At 46.1% G+C, this 19,285-nt stretch carries 12 protein-coding genes; 6 read left to right on the forward strand and 6 right to left on the reverse strand.

Translation table 11 applies throughout. The features are described 5' to 3' along the window. Nucleotides 1-428: 428 nt before the first annotated feature. A complete protein-coding gene (locus tag H8K55_RS14030; RefSeq protein ID WP_186942683.1) occupies nt 429-3,254 on the forward strand; it encodes a TonB-dependent receptor plug domain-containing protein in 2,826 nt (941 codons plus the stop codon). A gap of 83 nt (nt 3,255-3,337) precedes the next feature. On the opposite strand, the gene H8K55_RS14035 is transcribed toward H8K55_RS14030, so the two are convergent. After that, a complete protein-coding gene (locus H8K55_RS14035) occupies nt 3,338-3,889 on the reverse strand; it encodes a CNP1-like family protein (protein ID WP_186942684.1) in 552 nt (183 codons plus the stop codon). A gap of 2 nt (nt 3,890-3,891) precedes the next feature. Beyond that, a complete protein-coding gene (locus H8K55_RS14040; RefSeq protein ID WP_186942685.1) occupies nt 3,892-4,587 on the reverse strand; it encodes an RNA pyrophosphohydrolase in 696 nt (231 codons plus the stop codon). A gap of 498 nt (nt 4,588-5,085) precedes the next feature. Between H8K55_RS14040 and H8K55_RS14045 the strand changes: the two genes are divergently transcribed. The 5 genes from H8K55_RS14045 to H8K55_RS14065 all read left to right on the forward strand — a co-directional run bounded on the left by H8K55_RS14045 (nt 5,086) and on the right by H8K55_RS14065 (nt 12,799). Beyond that, nucleotides 5,086-6,822, forward strand: a complete 1,737-nt coding sequence (locus tag H8K55_RS14045) for a proline--tRNA ligase (protein ID WP_186942686.1) — start codon at nt 5,086-5,088, stop codon at nt 6,820-6,822. Between the two features lie 8 nt (nt 6,823-6,830). Next, nucleotides 6,831-7,475 carry a lytic transglycosylase domain-containing protein gene (locus tag H8K55_RS14050; protein WP_230408624.1) on the forward strand — a complete coding sequence of 215 codons (645 nt, stop codon included), beginning with the start codon at nt 6,831-6,833 and terminating at the stop codon, nt 7,473-7,475. A 149-nt stretch (nt 7,476-7,624) separates the two neighbouring features. Further along, nucleotides 7,625-9,679: a C13 family peptidase gene (locus tag H8K55_RS14055; protein ID WP_186942687.1), complete on the forward strand. Its 2,055-nt coding sequence runs from the start codon at nt 7,625-7,627 to the stop codon at nt 9,677-9,679. 118 nt (nt 9,680-9,797) lie between these two features. After that, the gene (locus tag H8K55_RS14060; RefSeq protein ID WP_186942688.1) at nt 9,798-10,127 is read left to right on the forward strand and encodes a cupin domain-containing protein; all 330 of its coding nucleotides are present in this window, start codon (nt 9,798-9,800) and stop codon (nt 10,125-10,127) included. 335 nt (nt 10,128-10,462) lie between these two features. Further along, nucleotides 10,463-12,799 (forward strand): TonB-dependent hemoglobin/transferrin/lactoferrin family receptor, encoded by a 2,337-nt coding sequence (locus H8K55_RS14065; protein WP_186942689.1) that lies wholly within the window; start codon nt 10,463-10,465, stop codon nt 12,797-12,799. 153 nt (nt 12,800-12,952) lie between these two features. Here the strand turns inward: H8K55_RS14065 and H8K55_RS14070 are convergent, their stop codons facing one another. The 4 genes from H8K55_RS14070 to H8K55_RS14085 all read right to left on the reverse strand — a co-directional run bounded on the left by H8K55_RS14070 (nt 12,953) and on the right by H8K55_RS14085 (nt 18,820). Continuing rightward, nucleotides 12,953-13,642: a hypothetical protein gene (locus H8K55_RS14070; RefSeq protein WP_186942690.1), complete on the reverse strand. Its 690-nt coding sequence runs from the start codon at nt 13,640-13,642 to the stop codon at nt 12,953-12,955. A gap of 51 nt (nt 13,643-13,693) precedes the next feature. Next, nucleotides 13,694-16,444 (reverse strand): PEP/pyruvate-binding domain-containing protein, encoded by a 2,751-nt coding sequence (locus H8K55_RS14075; RefSeq protein WP_186942691.1) that lies wholly within the window; start codon nt 16,442-16,444, stop codon nt 13,694-13,696. Between the two features lie 329 nt (nt 16,445-16,773). Beyond that, a complete protein-coding gene (locus H8K55_RS14080) occupies nt 16,774-17,094 on the reverse strand; it encodes a c-type cytochrome (protein ID WP_186942692.1) in 321 nt (106 codons plus the stop codon). A gap of 10 nt (nt 17,095-17,104) precedes the next feature. Further along, the gene (locus H8K55_RS14085; RefSeq protein WP_186942728.1) at nt 17,105-18,820 is read right to left on the reverse strand and encodes a cytochrome D1 domain-containing protein; all 1,716 of its coding nucleotides are present in this window, start codon (nt 18,818-18,820) and stop codon (nt 17,105-17,107) included. Nucleotides 18,821-19,285 lie beyond the last annotated feature (465 nt).

The raw sequence follows: 19,285 nt of genomic DNA on the forward strand, positions 1-19,285 counted from the left end.
TCAAATTAGTGATTGAATTGACGCTCGAATCGATGTTTCGTCATTGCCAAATCTATTCTATCTAAGCTTGATAATTTATCAGCAAAGTGGAGCTTGATCAAATTCTATGCTTGGTGCCGAAGAACTAGCTAGTTGTAATAATTTACACTATCTAAAGTAATTAACTAAATGCTCATGAATATCTATTACTAGTAACTTAGTTGCAGATGGAAGCATGTTGCCCTTATTTTGTTGTTTTTAGTGACAATGATCTCTAAATATCTTTTAAATATTTTGTAAATATATTTAAATGTGCGTGCGTGAAGATAGTTCACTGCTATTACTTTTTCGTATTTTTATGATGGAAAAATATAGAGCAGCATGAATCATTTCATGTATTGAGGTCGTCCCTATTGGGGCTGAAAATCACATAAAAACAAGGAGTTATCTTGAAACAACAAGTTAAAGTAAAGACCATCGTGGTGGCGTTGGCGCTTTCGTTTGGTGCGCAGTCCGCTGTGTGGGCGCAGGATGCGGTGAAAGCTGGCACAGAAGAAAAATCACAATCACAACGCGTGGTTGTCACCGGTTCTAACATCAAACGTATTGATGCTGAAACAGCGGCTCCTTTGCAAATCATCAGCAAAGCGGAAATTATGCAAAGTGGTGCGATGACAGTCAAAGATATTTTGGAGTTATCGACATCCAACGACAAAACGGCGATTTCTGACCTGAGTGGTGCTAATTCTTGGGCCAGCGGTGCATCAGGCGTGTCTATGCGTAACTTGGGTGTAAGTGCCACGCTGGTGCTGATCAATGGTCGTCGCTTGCCTAGTTTTGGCTTTGCTGATGGTTTGCAAAATACCTTTGTGAATGTGGACGCGATTCCAGCATCGGCGGTCGAGCGAGTAGAGATTTTGCGTGATGGTGCCTCGGCGATTTACGGTTCTTCGGCGATCGCTGGTGTCGTGAATATCATTACGCGCAAAGATTTTTCAGGCGTGCAAGTAAGTGGTAGTAAGCAGCAATCGATGATTAACCGCCAATTGAATAATCAGAGTTTTGCGAATGTTTCTGCCGGGATGGGGAATATCGATAAAGATGGATACAACCTGTTTGCTAGCTTGGATTTGTATAAGCGTGGTTCGTATAGCGATGATTTCGTCAATCGTCGTTTGCCAGAATGGTATTTAAAGCTCAATCCTGCACGTGATACTGGCAAGATTGATTCTTTATCGACCGGTGCTTACCCAGGTAACTACACCGGACGCTATCCGAATAATTATGCTGATCCTAAGTTGGCGGGTACACGTATCAGCAAAGCGATGCCAGGATGTGCGACAGCGAATCTGATCGATGGTTTGTGTCGTTACAACTATTGGAAAGACAGCGATGCGATGCCGGGCGCAGAACGTGCTGCTTTTTATTCCATGGGTAACTTGAAGATATCTGAAGATTTATCTGCGTGGGCTGAGTTGCAATTAGCCGATACCAAATCAACTTACAACACCTCCATTCCACGCAGCAATGTGACTGGCTCCAGTTTGTCTTGGTATGACTCATTAAAAGGTGAGTTGCAATACTTCGTCGATCCATTGCTGCCAGTCGGACATCCGAATAATCCGTATTCCTTTCCCATAGGTTTGAATTATCGTTTCGCTGACTATCCCGATATGTTCAAAAATATCGGTGGTTCACAACAATATCGCGCAGTAGCTGGGTTGATCGGTAAGACTGCCGGTTGGGAATGGGATACTGCGGTCGGTTTTATGGGCGGTCGCGCGCATCAACGTCAGCAGTTATACCGTGATCGCTATGAATACACCAACGCTATCGTCAGTGGTGCATATAAATTCGGGCAACAAAATCCCCGTGCTCTGCTCGATAAAATGTTCCCAGTCATGGGTTCCGATGGCAAGTCGACTGAATCCTGGTTGGATTTCAAAGCGAGTCGCGACATCATGAATTTAACCGGTGGGCCAATGACCTTGGTGTTGGGTGCCGACGTTCGTCATGAGACGTTCTTGCATAAGAGTATGGACAATATTTTGCAAGCACGTATCGTCCAATTTAGCGGTGTGTCTATCGACGGTTCACGCAATGTCAGCGCCGCGTTTGCAGAGCTCAATGCGCCATTGACTAAGAAATTAGAATTGGATTTCGCTTTGCGTGCAGATAAATCTGGCCCCACAGATTTAGAAATTATTCCGAAAGCCAATGCTAGTTATTTGGTCTCAGATCAGTTCAAATTACGTGGTACTTTGTCGCGCGGCTATCGAGCCCCTAGTTTGCCTGAAACAGGTAATGGCGGTGCATCTTGGTTCACAGGTGGCGACGATCCTAAGCGCTGTGATATGGCGAATAAGATTTATGATGCTTTAATGCTGGGTGATGCCACTGATCGCTCCAATGCATTGACAGCGTTTTACTCTGGTTGCCAAACTGGATTCCCATCTACGGTAACGCCAAACGCAAAGCTCGAACCAGAACGTTCACGCATCTTTAGTTTGGGATTTGTAGCGCAAGCGACCAAAGATACGGCAATCACATTGGACTACTGGAATGTGTCACGTTTTAACGAAATTGCGGTGCGTGGTTCCGATTACATTTTGGCGCATGAAGATACGACGACAGGCTTAGTTGTCCGTGGTGCTTTGTCGCCACAAGATATCGAATTCGGTCAACGTGCCAGTCAACTTGCTGGTGTTCCTTTGGGATTTAAAGTCGGACCCGTGCAAGGCGTGCGTGACCAATATTCGAATGTGACCAAGACCAAAGTCGCGGGCGCTGATCTGAGCATACGCAGCAATTGGAATTTGGGTGAGTATGGCCGTCTGAGCACTAATCTGGAATCCACAATTCAAATCGATACGCGTTGGTTTGATCCTGATACGCAAAAATTTAGCGAGAACTACGTTGGCTATCGCTACTATCCACGCGTCGCCAGTAACGTGAGTGCGAACTGGTCCAAGAATGTATGGAGCGCCGGCGCACGTGGCTACTTCCAAAGTGAGCGCAAGTTGGCGTGGGGCGCAGCAGACACGTCTAACACGATAGAAGCATGTGCGGCACGTAAAGTTAGTGCAGAAGGCTGTAAGCTAGGTACTGATTTCACTGTGGATGTGTACGGCTCTTATTCCGGCTTTAAAGACTTACGCGTGGGCTTCAATTTGTTTAACTTAATGAATCGTCAAACACAGGTAGAAAACCGTGCTGGTGGTCCATTACCATTGCGTGGTACTTCTTTGAAGTTATGGGGTGAGTATAAGTTTTAATACACACTACACTTATTTACACTTAGTGAGTGCAAAAAAAAGCCCGTCAGAATAATTCTGATGGGCTTTTTTGATCGAGCAATTTAGTGATATTGACGCAGGGATTGATGTTGGCGAATGCGCTGAATAATCTTCTCAATATTACCAGCGATACTGCCACCTTCGCATACAAAGTCCCAAGCTAAGGTACCGTGTTGTTGATTGACCCCTTTGTTCGTAAATTCATCCCAAGTATTACGGCGTGAATTTGACCAGGTACCGTCGGCACGACCAAAAGCAAATAAGCGCTTTTCATTAGTGTCGCAACGCATGCCTTCATAGCTGACATTTTTGGCACCAGACTGGCTGGTCGAAACTAAGGTGTAACGTAAGCTGCCATCTGCTGCAATGCTGATGGACTTGCTGTCGATGAAGAAAATTTGATTCTCGTTGCTGTAAAAGCGTAATAAATTTTCTGTCGCTGGCGCTGCCGGTAACACGATAGGGCTATCGACCCAGACCTTCACCACTTTTTCATCCGCGTTCTGTGCGATAGCTGACATTGTTGGCAATGCCAAGCAGGCGTACAAAATGCAGTGACGCAGAACTTGTTGCAATTTGCTCTGAGTACGAATGGTTCGAGTGTGCACAGGCATGATCAGCTTTCCTTTTTTTGTACTTCAGTTGATGTATTCAACGCTGCATTTTCTGTTTCTACACTAACACTGACTTCAACAGTCGCGGTCACTGTCACAGTGTTTTCAAGCTTGGTATTTAAAGTGACCACCAGATCCGTCTCGGCCTTGTTAACTGTTTGCCCGCTGTCAGGTTTTGCATCATGCGCCCTGCGTTTTTGATGAAAAGGCTTACGCGGACCTTCTGGGCGGTGAATGAATCGTGACAACTCTTGCAAAGCCATCTGATATACGCCGCGTTTAAATTCAATCACCGTATCGAGCGGTACCCAATAATCGTGCCAGCGCCAAGCGTCAAATTCAGGATGCGTACTCGCGCGCAAATTCACATCGCAATCACGTCCCACCATGCGCAGCAAAAACCAGATTTGCTTTTGCCCACGATAATGACCACGAATTTCGCGTTTGATAAAGTGATCCGGCACTTCATAGCGCAGCCAGTCGCGGGTGCGACCTAAGATTTTGACGTGCTCGGGGAGCAGGCCAGTCTCTTCTTCAAGTTCGCGGAACATGGCTTGTTCCGGCGATTCGCCGTATTTAATGCCGCCTTGTGGAAATTGCCAGGAATGCTCGCGCACTCGTTTGCCCCACCAGACTTCATTATTGGCGTTCAGCATAATAATGCCTACGTTAGGCCTGAAGCCTTCACGATCCAACATGGTATAACCCCAATTATTTCTTGGGAAATGTCTAACAATCGTTCAGCTTGGTGTTTAAATTTTTTACAAAATGTTAAAGCGAGCCACATCAAAAAAATGCCCGCACGAAATTTTATCGGCGAGGATTTATGTGTTCCTGAACGAATTGTTAAGTATTCCCAAACGTGGTCAGGGCACAATCTTTATTTTGACGGGCGAAGTTTTTGACGCTGAAAACTTGGGATTTTGCGGAAAATGCCGATCAAAATCCGAGTTTAGGGCAAAAAAATGCAATTAAGCAGTCGAAACCATCATCAAAAATGCAAAGAGTGAGCGCATGAGCCAGCATATCCTTTAAAATTGAGTTGATTATAACCTAGGACTTCAACAAAAAAGTTCAAGTATTGTTGTTTCAGAAATCATGGCGCTTATTGACTGAGTTATGCCGGAATTTTGCTGCACAGTGCTGGCAACATTTTGATGTCATCCCAAACCTCCATTATTGAAAAGAAATAAGTCATGCGCGCTACACGTTTTTTCATTTCCACTTTAAAAGAAGCTCCAACCGACGCCGAAATCGTCAGTCACAAATTAATGATGCGCGCCGGGATGATCAAACGTCTCGGCTCTGGTATTTATAACTACATGCCTATGGGTTTGCGCGTCATTCGCAAAGTTGAAAAAATTGTACGTGAGGAGATGGATAGGTCTGGTGCGATAGAAATGTTGATGCCGGTAGTGCAACCCGCTGAGTTATGGCAAGAAACTGGTCGCTGGCAAAAATACGGCGCGGAATTGATGCGTGTGAAAGATCGTCATGGTCGCGATTTCATCATTCAACCGACTTCAGAAGAAGCGATTACTGACGTTGCGCGTCAAGAAATCAAGTCTTATCGCCAATTGCCGCTGAATTTTTACCACATTCAAACCAAGTTCCGCGACGAACGTCGCCCACGTTTTGGTCTGATGCGTGGCCGTGAATTTACGATGAAAGATGCCTACTCCTTTGATCGTGATTTGGATGGTTTGAAAAAATCTTACCAAAATATGTATGACGCTTACGTCCGTATTTTTAATCGCTTCGGTTTGCAATTCCGTGCAGTGGCGGCGGACAACGGTGCGATTGGTGGTACAGGTTCGCATGAATTCCACGTGATCGCCGAAACGGGTGAAGACGCCTTGGTGTATTGCCCGACTTCAGATTACGCGGCGAATATGGAAGCTGCGGAGGCGCTGTCTCTGTTCAGCGAACGCCAAGCCGCAACGCAAGCTTTAACTAAAACAGCAACGCCAGGCAAAGCTAAGTGTGAAGACGTTGCCGAGCTTTTAAATATTCCTTTGCAAAACACAGTGAAGTCGATTGTGTTGACCGTCGAAACCGAAGAGAAAGAGAAAGTCACTAAGCAAGTCTGGTTATTGCTGCTACGCGGTGATCATGAATTAAATGAAATCAAAGCCAGCAAAGTACCAGGCTTAGCAAACTACCGTTTCGCGACAGAAGAAGAAATCGTCGAACACTTTGGCACTAAGCCAGGTTATCTCGGCCCAGTAAATACGAAATTGCCGGTTAAAGTAGTGGCAGATCGTACAGTTGCGATGATGGGCGATTTTGTGTGCGGTGCGAACGAAGAAGATTTCCACTTCACTGGTGCAAATTGGGGTCGTGATGTGGCTGAGCCTTTGGTTGCCGACTTGCGCAATGTTGTAGCTGGCGATCCATCACCGGATGGTAAAGGCGTATTAGCAATTCAACGCGGTATCGAAGTCGGTCATGTGTTCCAACTCGGCACTAGCTACTCTGAATCCATGAAGGCAACTTTCCTCGATGAAAATGGCAAGCCGCAGCTATTGCAGATGGGCTGTTACGGTATTGGTATTACGCGTATTTTGGGCGCAGCGATTGAGCAAAATTTCGACGATAAAGGCATTATCTGGCCAACCGCGATTGCGCCATTTGAAGTGGTGATTTGCCCTATGGGCATGGAGAAGAGCCCGGCGGTGAAAGAGCAGGCAGAAAAACTGTATGCAGAATTATTGGCCACAGGTGTTGACGTCTTGCTCGATGACCGTGATTTGCGTCCGGGTTCCATGTTCGCTGATTGGGAATTAATCGGCGTGCCACATCGCGTGGTGATCGGTGATCGTGGTTTGAAAGAAGGCAATCTCGAATACAAGGGGCGTCGTGATGCCGAGGCGAGCAATGTTGCGGTTGCCGAGATGTTTGAATTCCTGACTGCGAAATTGCAGGCGAAATAGTCTTCAGAATGAGTTTGATTATGGATGGTTTGACGCGAGTTTGTTTCTTGAAAAAGCAAACTCGCGTTTGTTTTCTGGCCTTATTGTTGACGGTGTCAACCGTGGCGAATGCCGGGAATCAGAAAGAAGAAGCAATCGCAGATTCCGTCAGGCTGGCGCTCGCCAAGCTAGTGGCTGATCCACGTCCTCCAAAACCGACCTTCGATAAGATAGAAGAGCGTATCAAATATCTGCATTGGTTAGGTGAAATGTCAGACCGCTTAAAGCGTCGCATTCCGGATAAACAAACCCGTATCGAGTTTCTAGAAACAGTTTGGTACGAGGCAAAGCGGGCAGGTTTAGACACCGGCATGGTGCTGGGTTTAATGCAAGTCGAGTCGGGTTTCAAGAAGTATGCGGTTTCGATAGTCGGCGCACGTGGCTTCATGCAAGTGATGCCATTCTGGTCGCGTGTGGTTGGCGATGGTGACCCGAAAAAACTCTTCCAGATGCAGACCAATTTGCGTTATGGCTGTTCAATTCTACGCATGTATATCGATATGGAAGGCGGCAATCTCTTCCTTGCGCTTGGGCGCTACAACGGTAGCCGCGGCCGTGCAGAGTATCCAAATGCAGTGTTAGCCAATTGGAAGAATTGGGAATTTAAAGCTTAGTTAAAAAGATAGATCAGGCACTGATACCAGTTTGCTATTGTTTCACGCGTCTGACGGGGCACTGAATTTGCACATATGCTGTTATGTAATTCGCTGCGGTGCATACAAACTAACGATGTCTCTATAAATATTATTTTGAGAACGAATACATGGACAATGCAAACGAGGTGGACATCCACTCTGAAGCGCCTGCTTCAAAGCAAGTTGAAGACGTGCTTACTTTTCCTGCAGATTCCAATTCACCGACGACCCTAGGGGGCACATCTAGTCATGAAGAGCTTCATCAGAGATTAGGTTTCTTTTCATTTATTTCCGCTGTTTTCAAAGCCAGTATCTATCGGAAATTTCCATCGCAAAACGTGGATCTTCCATGGACTTATATATTCTATCTTGTCATTTTCGCGGTTTTGCTTCAATTGACTGGTGATCTCACCGAAGTTGGTAGTCGAGGACAGATTGCATTATATGGAATGCCTGGATTGGTTTTCTTTATTCCTGTCAGTATTTTGAGTGCCATACTCGTGTTAGCCCGAACACAGCAGCGTCGGCAGTTGGCTTTGTTAACACTGATGTACTGCGGACTATATCTGGCACATCAGTTCCTTTATCTCATTGCCATCGAGATTTATCGTATTAGTTTATTGCGCCCATATTTGCCGGATTGGCGACCAAGCTTTGATTTGGGAATGGCAATTTGGTTTGGCTTGGCAGCAGGAGTAGCGACCACCAGAATTGTTAGCTTGGACAAGCGTTTGCATCAATGCATGGTTGTCTTGTTTGTCGGAACGCTGCTGTGCATTCCGCTCACTGGAATGTATAGAAATTCGTCGCTGTGGATACGTGATTATCAAGCGGAACAAGATGGAGATAAAGGTGCCGCTGTAAATGACTACGACATTCTCAACCAAGAGACGATCATCTATAAGCAGCCGCGAATCCTACAGCAGCAACTGGAGAGAATTCAAGCCCCGACCGACGCAGATGCACAAATGTTTTTCGTAGGCGTAGCGGGTTATGCAAGTCAAAACGTTTTTATGAATGAGGTCAAGTTTGTTGAACGTTTATTGCAGGAACGATTTAAAACCGCGAAGCATGGCATCAGCTTGATCAACAATAGTGCGACCGTGAACGAGACCTCGATCGCTAGCGTCACCGCGTTGCAAGCCGCATTGGAGCAAATAGGGAAACTCATGCGCCCTGATCGTGATGTTTTGTTTCTGTATTTAAGCTCACACGGTTCGAAGTCACATGAATTTAGCCTTGAATTTGGAGGTATGCAATTTAAGCAATTGAATCCTCAGGTTTTGAAGACGATGCTCGACCAAGCGGAAATCAAACATCGCGTGATAGTGATTTCGGCTTGCTACTCTGGTGGGTATATTGAGCCACTAAAGAATCCAAACAGCTTGATTATTACTTCTGCAGCTGCCGATAAAACATCATTTGGTTGCAGTAACGATGCAGATTATACGTATTTCGGTAAGGCCTTCTTCGTCGATGCTTTGAGTGAAGATATTTCATTTGTTGATGCGTTTGCAATGGCAAAACCAGCGATTGATGCGCGTGAGAAAAAAGAAGCTTATGACCCTTCAAATCCTCAAATTTTTGTGGGAGAAGAGATTCAGACGACATTAAGCAAGATAAAAAAATCCAAAACCGATTCAGGATCCATTGCTGAGCAAGGTGATAGTCCTGCGCGCGAATTGCCGTTTGCTGACGCGAGAGATAAGCAAAAGCGCCAAATGTTGGCGCAGCGATTGATTGATTCTTTCGGTGTCGAGTCACAATTAAATGCGTTGCTGCGCTTGTGTCGGGAAGAACAAGCACTCAACTCGGCTGAAAAAATATTCAAAGATAATTCGAGCTATTTTGGCGGTATCACGCCGGCTTCGCATTTGTGGCCTCGTGTCGTATCCGCAGTAAATGAATATCATCGCCAAGCTTGCTTGAATTTGGATGACCAGCAGTTTACGGCAGTGCTGACCAGTGACTTTGCGCAGGCACATTCCGTCAAAGATCTTGAAAAATTATTGAAGTTTTATCAGTCAGATCTTGGAAAACAATTCGTCAATACAAACAATAGTGCATATTTGACAGCGAATAAGAAGAGCTCTCGTATTGCTAGCGAGAATAATGCGCGTGCGAATGAGGTGTTCAGAAAAGAAATTGGTCGCCTTATTTCCGAGTTTAATGTGCAGAAATAATAGATTGTGGTTGCACAGAGAATAGTCACATCGAAACTTAATGCAATAGTATTGTATGTAGAGGCCGCAATATTGCTATGCTGAAGTGTTGTATTCACATTCGTTAGGGAGAAACAAGATGGCTATATCACACCTTAGTTCGGGACAAGTCTGTCCCTTACTTCCATCCTCGGTCGCTATCGATAATCTACAATCGATAGCCCTATTTAAAGACCCTCACCTAGAGGTGATACGGATGATTCTGCCGGTAGGTAAGTCAATTCCACCTCATCATGTGAGGGGGGCAATGACCATTCAATGTCTGATCGGCGAAGTTCTTAGTAAAACAGATCAGCAAGAGCAAGTTTTGCGTACAGGTGATTTGCAATATCTCGCTGGCGGTGTGGAGCATCAACTACATGCCAATCAGGACAGCGCTTTATTAGTGACTATATGTTTGTTGAGCTAGTGAATTCACGGAATTGATAGCGTAGAGTCGATCTGATGTTGACCTGAACGGCAAAGCTTTAAGAAAATTTCATTTGAATAGTCGTTTTCATTGGCAATTTAGAGATCGTTTTTCCGCATACTTGATTTGATCTATATCAAATTTCCTGACAGTTTTTGCTCCTTGTTTCAATCGTCTGCAGATTGCTCAGTGGCGCGAAATCCAACGCTAGCCTTGTGTTAGCAAATTCTAGATGTTTTAACTAGTTCGTTTAGCCTATAGGCAAGGGCAACTAGTGGATTGATCTTGTTTTTCATTTCTCTAGACTGAGTAAAATCTTTTTCTATGGGATTATTATGATGACTTTTCATTCCTCCGTCGCCCCGCATTCTCCTGATGTATTTCAAAAAAAACTACAACGGAAGTTGGGAGTGCAGGCAGTCAGTGCCGCTTGTTTGTGCGCAAGTTTGGCAGGCATCGCGCAAGCACAGTCGGTTAATCTCGATGGCAATGCAGTTCCCAGCACTAAACCCGCCCAAATAGTGGTCATCAGCGGGACTCGCTACGAGCAGTTTGTTGAAAATCTACCGATGGCGATTGATGTCATTGATCAAAAAGAAATCGAACGTTTAGGTATCAGCGACATACGAGATCTGGCAAAAAATCTCGCTAACGTGGAAGTCAAACGTGCACCAGCGCGCTTTACTGTTACGGGTGTTGGTAACTCGACTGGGCGTGATGGGAATGCCGGATTTACGATACGTGGGCAGGATGGTAATCGTGTATTGATGTTGGTCGATGGTATGCGATTACCACGCAGCTATATCAATGGCAGCAATGCCTTTGGACGTGATTCGATAGCGATGAATTTGATCCGTCAGGTTGAGATTGTGCGCGGCCCAGCATCTGTCTTGTATGGTTCGGATGGCTTGGCGGGCTTGGTCAATTTCATGACTCTAGAGCCACAAGATTTTTTGCAAGAGAAGAATGCCGCCTCTAAAGATTTTGGCGGTAAATTATTTGCCAATTGGAGTGGTGACGATCATAGTCGCAGCCTAGGTGCGAGTTTGGCCGGTTGCATAAATCCGCAATGGACTTGGTTGTTGAGCGCCAGTGCCAGCAAGGCCAAAGGTTTAGAAAATATGGGCACGAATGATGTGCCGAATATCGACAGAACTACGCCGAATCCACAGGATGATAAAACCCAGTCCGTCTTAGCCAAGTTGGTTTATCAGCCAAATGCCAGCCAAAAACACAGCTTAAGTGTTGAGCACGTCGATAAAACTTCCGATTTTGAATTGTTATCGAGTCGTGCCAAATTGCCGATGACGACAGCTTCTGCCGTGAAGGGCGAAACTGTTCACAAAGATGCTACACGTGATCGTTTGACTTTGATCGACCGCTATACACTCAACAATGATTGGATCGATCACGTCCAAAGTAATCTCAGTTATCAAGATAGTAGTGCACAAGACGATGGCGTCACTCACCGTAATACTTTGGCAGATCGTGTGCGCAAAGTGTCGTATGCGGAGCAGGCTTGGCAGTTTAGTTTGTTAGTGGATAAATTATTCAAGTCGTCGTCGAATTTTGCCCAACGCCTGGGCTATGGCTTTGATTATTCACGGATTGATGTCAGTAATTTTTTCGATGGTCTTGATCCGGGCAATGCGGATTTCACACCACGTAAATATTTTCCCGATACGCGTGATTCTAGTCGCGCTGTCTTTCTCCAAGATGAGATTTTTGCTGGCGCATGGATCATCACACCGGGCGTGCGTTACGACCATTTTGATTTAAATGTAAAGACTCAGGATGGTTTTGCCCCACCAGCCAAGACGCCTGCTAAATCCTTGTCCGGCTCTGCAGTGGTTCCGAAGTTAGGTGTGCTGTACAAAATGAATAGCGATTGGAATGCCTATGCCAATTTGGCTGGTGGTTTCCGTGCCCCTAATGCGCAGCAGATCAATGGTGTATTTGATAGCGCCACTGTGCCAGCGGTGTTATTGGCGAATCCCGATTTGAAACCGGAAAAGAGTCAAAACATAGAAATCGGTGTGCGTGCTTTGTTTGAAAAATTCAATCTCGATGTCGCCGTATTTAGCGGACGTTATAAGGACTTGATTTACGATAAAAAGCCTCTAGGTGGCAAAGGCATTGCAGGCGATCCAGCGATTTTCCAAACGGTGAATGTGGACAAAGCGAAAATCGATGGCTTTGAAATTCGCGGGCAAATTCAGTGGACAGAAATCGCAGGTGGTAAATTGAGCTCCCCATTTGCTTATGGCAAAACGCGTGGTACCGATGAAGTCGCCCACACGCCATTGAGTGCGATTAATCCCAGTAAGTTGTATGCCGGTCTGCGTTACACCAATGACAGTTGGGATTGGCAATTGAATGCGCGTCATCAGGCAGGCAAAGAGGAAGCTGATTTGAGTAGTCCGTATTTACCTAAGCCTGCAGTGCCACCACGTGTGCGTCAATTTCTGGTGCCGGGTGTGACGACTATGGATATGCAAGTGCAGTGGACAATGCAGAAAAACTGGCGCATCAATTTGGGTGTGGACAATATCACCAATAAAAAATATTGGAACTGGAGCGATGTACAAGGCTTAGCCGCGACTTCGGTGGTGGTCGATGCTTACACCCAACCTGGACGTTATTATCATGCTTCTTTGGTAGTGGGGTTTTAAATTATATTTTTGGAGTGAAGGTGGTTTAGCGTAGGGAGCGCCATGTGCACCGTACTTGCGGGATTGCTAGCGTCGTAAAATTGCCGGAGGTGCGCGCGGCGCACCCTACTGAAAATGCGGGTCCTCACTCACAAAATTTTACAGAAATGCTAGCTAGCGTTTGACTTGCTGACCTGTTTTCATGTTGATCATTAAGATGGGTTGTTCGGCTCCCGTTGTTGCCGAGTGCTGCATTTTCAAATGTAGTATAGAAGCGGATCCCATATCCTCAATGACACTTTCACAGGGGAACACCGGATGATCAAACTGGTGTTCAATAATCTTGCGACGTATATCGAGATTGATGATTTGAAATTTTCCATGTGTATCGGCTCCAGCAAGGTAAGGGCGTTGTGGATCGAGGATGAAACAATCTAGCGAGGTCGTCAGCAGAGTTTTGCGTGGTGCAAATAGTTGCGTATCGGCGATACCTTCGCCCATTTGATAATCATGTACCCATCCTTGATACACCGGCTCCGCTTTCGGGTCATAACTGAGTTCCCATAGCTCAGCGATATCAGGTAGAGCCAGAATAAAACTTTGGCGTCTTGCATGGTGCAAGACAGCGCTTAGTCTAGATGGCTTTCTCTGCTTATCTTGCAAAGTGAGCGTGCGTAGAGTTTTTTGAGTGGAACGGTCGATAATACTAAGTTGATGCCTTGTCGGATCTTCGCGTAATTGATATCGCTCGGTTTCAAATCGCAATTGAGTCGTATGGCTATCTCGTGCCCGCGCTTTTGTTGGTGCATTGAATAGACAGACGCAGCTTATAAACAAAAAGAGAAAAGAAGTTAGGCTATGCACGTTTGTTCCTGAGCTATCTGTCGTAGTTCGTTCCGCTGTGGTTCGTTCCGTTTAGGAGCTACATAAGCGCAATAAACGGCCAGCTGGACCATCAATAAAAACTTCATCTCCATCCCGCAGTTGCGTAGTAATGCCCGGTAGATTGACGATAGTGGGTATGCCCAACTCGCGCGCAACGATTGCGCTGTGCGATAAATAGCCACCAGTTTCGACGATCATGCCGCCAGCTTTTAGAAAAATTGGTATCCAACTTGGATCGGTGCTTAGTGCAACCGCGACATCGCCTTGCTTCAATTTGGCGATGTGTGCAGGAGATTCGATCAGACACACTTTGCCGCGGTAACTCGCCATACTGACTGCGATCCCTTGCCATTCTTGTGTGGCTCCTGTTGGGGTGACATGTGGCGCGGCAGCTTGATAATTGTCCACTAGCGGCGTCGTGACTATGCCCTGCGCCGTTTGCAGCACCACATCGCGCATGCTCATCGCGTCCCATTGTGCGATTTGCAGTTTGCGATCGGCGATGCGATGTTGTAATGCCATAGCCAACTCTTGAGACGCATTGTTGTTCGACATGGCGTCATCTATTTCTGCGTAATCAAGATGAAAAATATCGTTCGCATCAAGAACGATGTTTGCTTGTTGCAAGCGTCGCCCAGCTTCTAACATGAGAGAGCGCGAACGCTCTAATACCATCGCAAAATGACTGCGAGCAAACTCACGTTGATTACACTCCATCTTGGCTTGTTTTTGCATAAACTTAATCATACCGACCTGCGCAAAATGGCATTGTGTTTTGATGCGTTTCCACGCCCAAGCGATTTGCTCTTGCTGCCTTTGCTGTAATGCCGCGACATCCACATCTGCGAGATTTAAAATGGAAAGATGCAAGGTTTCGGTTTGTTCGCGCCAACTGGGACGCGAGATATAAGATTCGTAATTACCACGATGTCCGTAGCATTCTAAGAACTTGGTATAGGCCGAGCGAAAGGCGGATGTGCATTTGCCTAGCGCAATTTCTACGCTTAATTTCTCACCCAATTGCCCACGCAAAAAATCACCAGCAACCACATCTTGCGCGGCGATTTTTGCCAGTTCCAGTAAGTCAAAAGCTTGCTGCGCACTCACACTCATATCGCCTTCACTCATCAAGGCTGCCACGATGGCCTTGGCATCTTGCGGGCACAATTTATCCAATCTCTTTTGCAATTGCATTAGCGTTCCACTCGCACCTTGCATCAGGCACAGACCACGCCTTTGTAGATAGGTATTACGAGAGCGGTCGCGGATTTCGTGCAGTAGGGCGGTAGCGGAAATCGCACTTAAATCTTGAGTGCGCCAGACCAGACTATCGGCATGGATTGCTTTCGCTTCCTGTAAACCACGCCGACGATAAGCAGGAAAACGGCTCAGGGCTTTCGCAAAATTAGCAGCGATCTTGAGGTAGTCCGTCCAGCGACGTGTGGGAATAGGGATGTTGGCTTGATGCCCACCAAAAATGAAGTTGACTTCATCCGGATGTAGGTTGAAATGCTGGAAAATTTCCCATTGAATCACGGAGGCATTCAAATAAACATGACCGTCAAATTGGGCTGCACGTTGTATACCATCAGGTACTTGAATGCCGACAATTTGTTGTGCCAGCGTCAGCATTTCATTGACGGCACAAATCAGGGGATCTCGTTCACTAATCTTGATGGCGAAAGGTAAGATTTCTTTAGTGTTCCCGTTCGTCCACATCGTCGCCTGCTGCTGCAGGTAAGGATAGGTGTGTAAGCCACGTGCGCTGATAGGACGTGCTTGCACCAAATAAAATTGCTGACCGTCAAAGACCCATTCGATGTCAAAGTAGGGTTGAGAATAGTCCATGGCTTTGGCAGTGCTGCTGGCCAATTGCGCCAGTGTTATCGCTAGTGCGTCTGACAAAATCGTTGGAGCATGGGCGGATGCTAGAGTTGCTGCTGTCGTTGACGATCCTACTCGATCATCGGCCATTTGCATGGTGTTGCTATGTGCAAGTCGACGACCAGCGATATGCCATTCCTGATACGACCAATCATGTTGCACGATGATATCTTCACCATTGACTTTGCCCGCGACTAAGTCATCGGCGAGGCCGTGTACGCTGCTGATCAATAATCTATCTTCACGACCATCGCGCGGATCGCAGGTGAATATGACCCCAGCAGCTTGGCTCTGGAGCATGGGCATGATGACGACCGCCATATTCGCATCGTGGTGAGCAAATTGAATTTTATCGCGATAGGCACAAGCCTGTGTCGTCCACAGCGAGGCGATCACTTCCAAAATAGCAAGTTCCAGCGCTGGTAAGCCGAGTACATTGAGCTCGGTATGATGAATGCCCGCGAAAGAATGTTGTTGTCCGTCTTCACCGATGGCGGAGGAACGTACTGCGAGTGTTTGTTCTTGCCAGTTTTGTAGCGCGAGAAATTCTTGCAAAGTGAGACGGAAATCGCGGTAGGCGTGTTCAGTTTCTGCCGTAAAATCCGTGCGTTTGGACAATTGTAAAATCTGTTCCCGAACTTCGAGCAAAGCAGCTTCGGCTAGTGCTGGAGCATTTTGGAATTGCGCGCTGGCCTTGCAGGCTTGTTCCCAAATATCAGCAGGAATCAGTGCACGACAGAGTGGCGCTGGAATCACAAAAACTGGTGGTACAGGAAAGCCATAACGAATCAAGCGTGCTAATTGTGCGCCCTTGCCACCTAGTTGCGCATATTGATCAGGTTCGACTTGGCGGCAGTCGATCAAACTGCTGCGCAGAGGGTGTTCAGTGGGTGTCATGGTCAATCTTATTGATAGTTTGCATAGTCTGTACACATCGCTTAGCTAATGTAAGCTGTATTTAGTGTCGAAGTCTATCAGTGAAATTGCTTAAACGACACGGGATTTTCATAGCCAGACTTGTGCACGATTGCACTTGCATGCGGACATCAATACCGTCGCGTCTGTTTTGCCTTAGTTCTGCTCAATAAAAAAAGGCGTACCGATAAATTCATCTGTACGCCCCAAGAAGATCTGCCTAAATTGTAGTGGACTTGAATCTCTATCAATGATCAATGATCAACGATCGACGATCATGTATCAAGTATTAAGTATCTACAGCGACTTCTTTAGTTCAAGGCCAATACGTATTCCACCATCACCTTGATATCGGCATCGCTGACTGCTTTATTCGGTGACATTGGGATAGGGCCCCAAACACCGATGCCACCGTCTTTGACTTTTTTCGATAACATGGCTACCGCATCGGCATTGCCTTTATACTTCTTGGCGACGTCTTTGAAGGCAGGGCCGATGATTTTTTTATCGACGCCATGACAACTCATACAATTGTTTTTCTTGGTGAGGTCAGCGCCTGTATCGGCCATCGCAGGCAAGCTTGCTAAGGCCAATGCACATGTCGCTAACAAAGTTGAAAGAGTGAGTTTCATCGATTTCTCCTTAATACACATCGTGTTGAGTATTGTTGACGTTGAACTTACCCGTTGGCGTAATCAGTTTTGGATCACGGATCACTTTTTTCAATTTACGAGTTTTGTCGTCAACGATCACAATTGCCGATTCCTTGTCTTTTGCGCTCCAGACCGAGAACCAGACTTCATCACCAGCTTGATTGTACTCAGGTTGCACGATACGTTTTGCACCATCGCCTAAGCCTGACCATTCACCGATAGGCAATACCTCAAAGCCTTTGCCGAAATTGTTAATGTCATATACCGCAACTGATTGGCTGATTTTTGCATCTGGATTTAAAGGCGTATCAATCCACAAGTTTTTAGATTTTGGATGGGTCTTGATGAATAAAGAACCACCGCCTTGACCTTTGATCGTATCGACTACTTTCCATGCCTGTGCTTTATGTTTGACAGGGTCAGTACCTATCATGGAGATGCTTTCATCACCGAGATGACTGGTTGCCCAGACTGGACCAAACTTAGGATGGACGAAGTTTGCACCACGGCCTGGATGCGGTGTCTTGCCCACATCGACAATCGCTGCCATCTTGTCTTCTTTGGTATCAACGACTGCGATCTTATTCGAGGCATTCGCGGCGACTAAGAAGTAACGGCCGGTTGAATCAAAACCACCGTCATGCAAGAACTTCGCGGCGTCCAAAGTTGTGACTTTTAGATTATTTAAGTCAGCATAATTGACCATCATGATTTTGCCAGTTTCTTTGGCATTGATCACGAATTCTGGATGATAGTGCGAAGCCACAATCGAGGCGACGCGTGGTTCTGGATGGTATTCATTGTCGACGGTCATGCCACGTGTGGAGACGATCTTCAATGGTTTTAAAGAATCACCTTCCATCAAGACATATTGCGGTGGCCAGTAAGAACCAGCGACTGCAAACTTATCTTCATAGCCTTTGTACTTAGATGTTTCAACAGAACGTGCTTCTAAGCCGATTTTGATTTCAGCGACGTTATCTGGTTTCTCCATCCACAAGTCAATCAGATTCAAGCGCGCATCGCGACCGATCACGTACAGATAACGACCAGATGCCGAGATGCGGGAAATATGTACGGCATAACCAGTTTTAACGATGTTGATGATCTTCTTGGTATCGCCATCAATTAGCGCTACTTCACCAGAATCACGCAACGTCGTTGAGAAAATATTGGCGATGTTGTACTTATTCATCTTCTTAGTTGGGCGCTTAGCAGGTGGGATGATGTCCTTCCAGGTTGCCAACATTTCTTTCATACCGAACTCTGGTGGAGTTGGTGGTTCTTGCTGAATATAGCGCGCCATTAAATCGACTTCTTTTTCACTCAAATCACCAGAGGTTCCCCAGTTTGGCATACCCGCTGGTGAACCGTAAGCGATGAATACTTTTAGATAGTCAGTGCCTTTTTCTAAGGTAATATCAGGTGTCAAAGCTTTACCTGTCGCACCTTTGCGCAATACGCCGTGGCAACCAGCACAGCGTTGGAAATAGATTTGTTTGCCAGCTTCAAACTCGGCTTGTGTCATCGCCGGTGCTTTGGGATTGATGTTTTGGTGCATGGCTTCGCTTGCTAATGGCGAACCGCCTGCCTGATACTTTAACTCCGCCGCTGCATGCGTTTTTTCATCTTTCTTTTCTTGCGCATAAGCGAAGCCGAAAGTGAGCGGCAAGCAAGCGATGGCCGCAACGAGAGGGCGCAGCATCGGGGTAGGAATGTTACGTAGAGTTGTTGACTTCATTTTAGGTCCTCTTTTCTTGATGAACTTACGATTGCATTACAATTAAAACTCAGTGTGCTTGGTGTGCTCAGAGTGCATGGTGTGTGCAGTGCACCTTGTGCGATTAGTGTCAGGCTACGCCGCTGGTTTTTGTAAATCATTGATCGCGGTCAAGAACGGTTTTGATTCGAGGAAAGTCTGCGATAGATCAAACTTTGAAGAAGCTCATCGCAAAAAAATGGTGTTTTTTCGAGCAATAACCCGGAAAAAAACAACAGCGTAGATGTTCTTTTTTGATGTGTTTTGTCAAGAAAAAACCCACAAAATCAGTCTCCGAATTTATTCTGGCTATGTTGAGGTAACTACTTGTAATTAGCGCATTTGGACAGACATGGAATTAAGCTTTGATCATGCCGCATTGATACTTACGTCATGCGAATTCTTCTTACC

It is taken from the genome of Affinundibacterium flavidum, assembly GCF_014284175.1.
GTDB lineage: Bacteria > Pseudomonadota > Gammaproteobacteria > Burkholderiales > Burkholderiaceae_D > Undibacterium > Undibacterium flavidum.

Bases quoted from the DNA above. Each gene is read 5' to 3' on its own strand.
- H8K55_RS14035 (WP_186942684.1), bottom strand. From the start codon at position 3,889: ATGCCTGTGCACACTCGAACCATTCGTACTCAGAGCAAATTGCAACAA.
- H8K55_RS14040 (WP_186942685.1), bottom strand. From the start codon at position 4,587: ATGTTGGATCGTGAAGGCTTCAGGCCTAACGTAGGCATTATTATGCTG.
- H8K55_RS14045 (WP_186942686.1), top strand. From the start codon at position 5,086: ATGCGCGCTACACGTTTTTTCATTTCCACTTTAAAAGAAGCTCCAACC.
- H8K55_RS14050 (WP_230408624.1), top strand. From the start codon at position 6,831: ATGAGTTTGATTATGGATGGTTTGACGCGAGTTTGTTTCTTGAAAAAG.
- H8K55_RS14055 (WP_186942687.1), top strand. From the start codon at position 7,625: ATGGACAATGCAAACGAGGTGGACATCCACTCTGAAGCGCCTGCTTCA.
- H8K55_RS14060 (WP_186942688.1), top strand. From the start codon at position 9,798: ATGGCTATATCACACCTTAGTTCGGGACAAGTCTGTCCCTTACTTCCA.
- H8K55_RS14065 (WP_186942689.1), top strand. From the start codon at position 10,463: ATGATGACTTTTCATTCCTCCGTCGCCCCGCATTCTCCTGATGTATTT.
- H8K55_RS14075 (WP_186942691.1), bottom strand. From the start codon at position 16,444: ATGACACCCACTGAACACCCTCTGCGCAGCAGTTTGATCGACTGCCGC.
- H8K55_RS14080 (WP_186942692.1), bottom strand. From the start codon at position 17,094: ATGAAACTCACTCTTTCAACTTTGTTAGCGACATGTGCATTGGCCTTA.
- H8K55_RS14085 (WP_186942728.1), bottom strand. From the start codon at position 18,820: ATGCTGCGCCCTCTCGTTGCGGCCATCGCTTGCTTGCCGCTCACTTTC.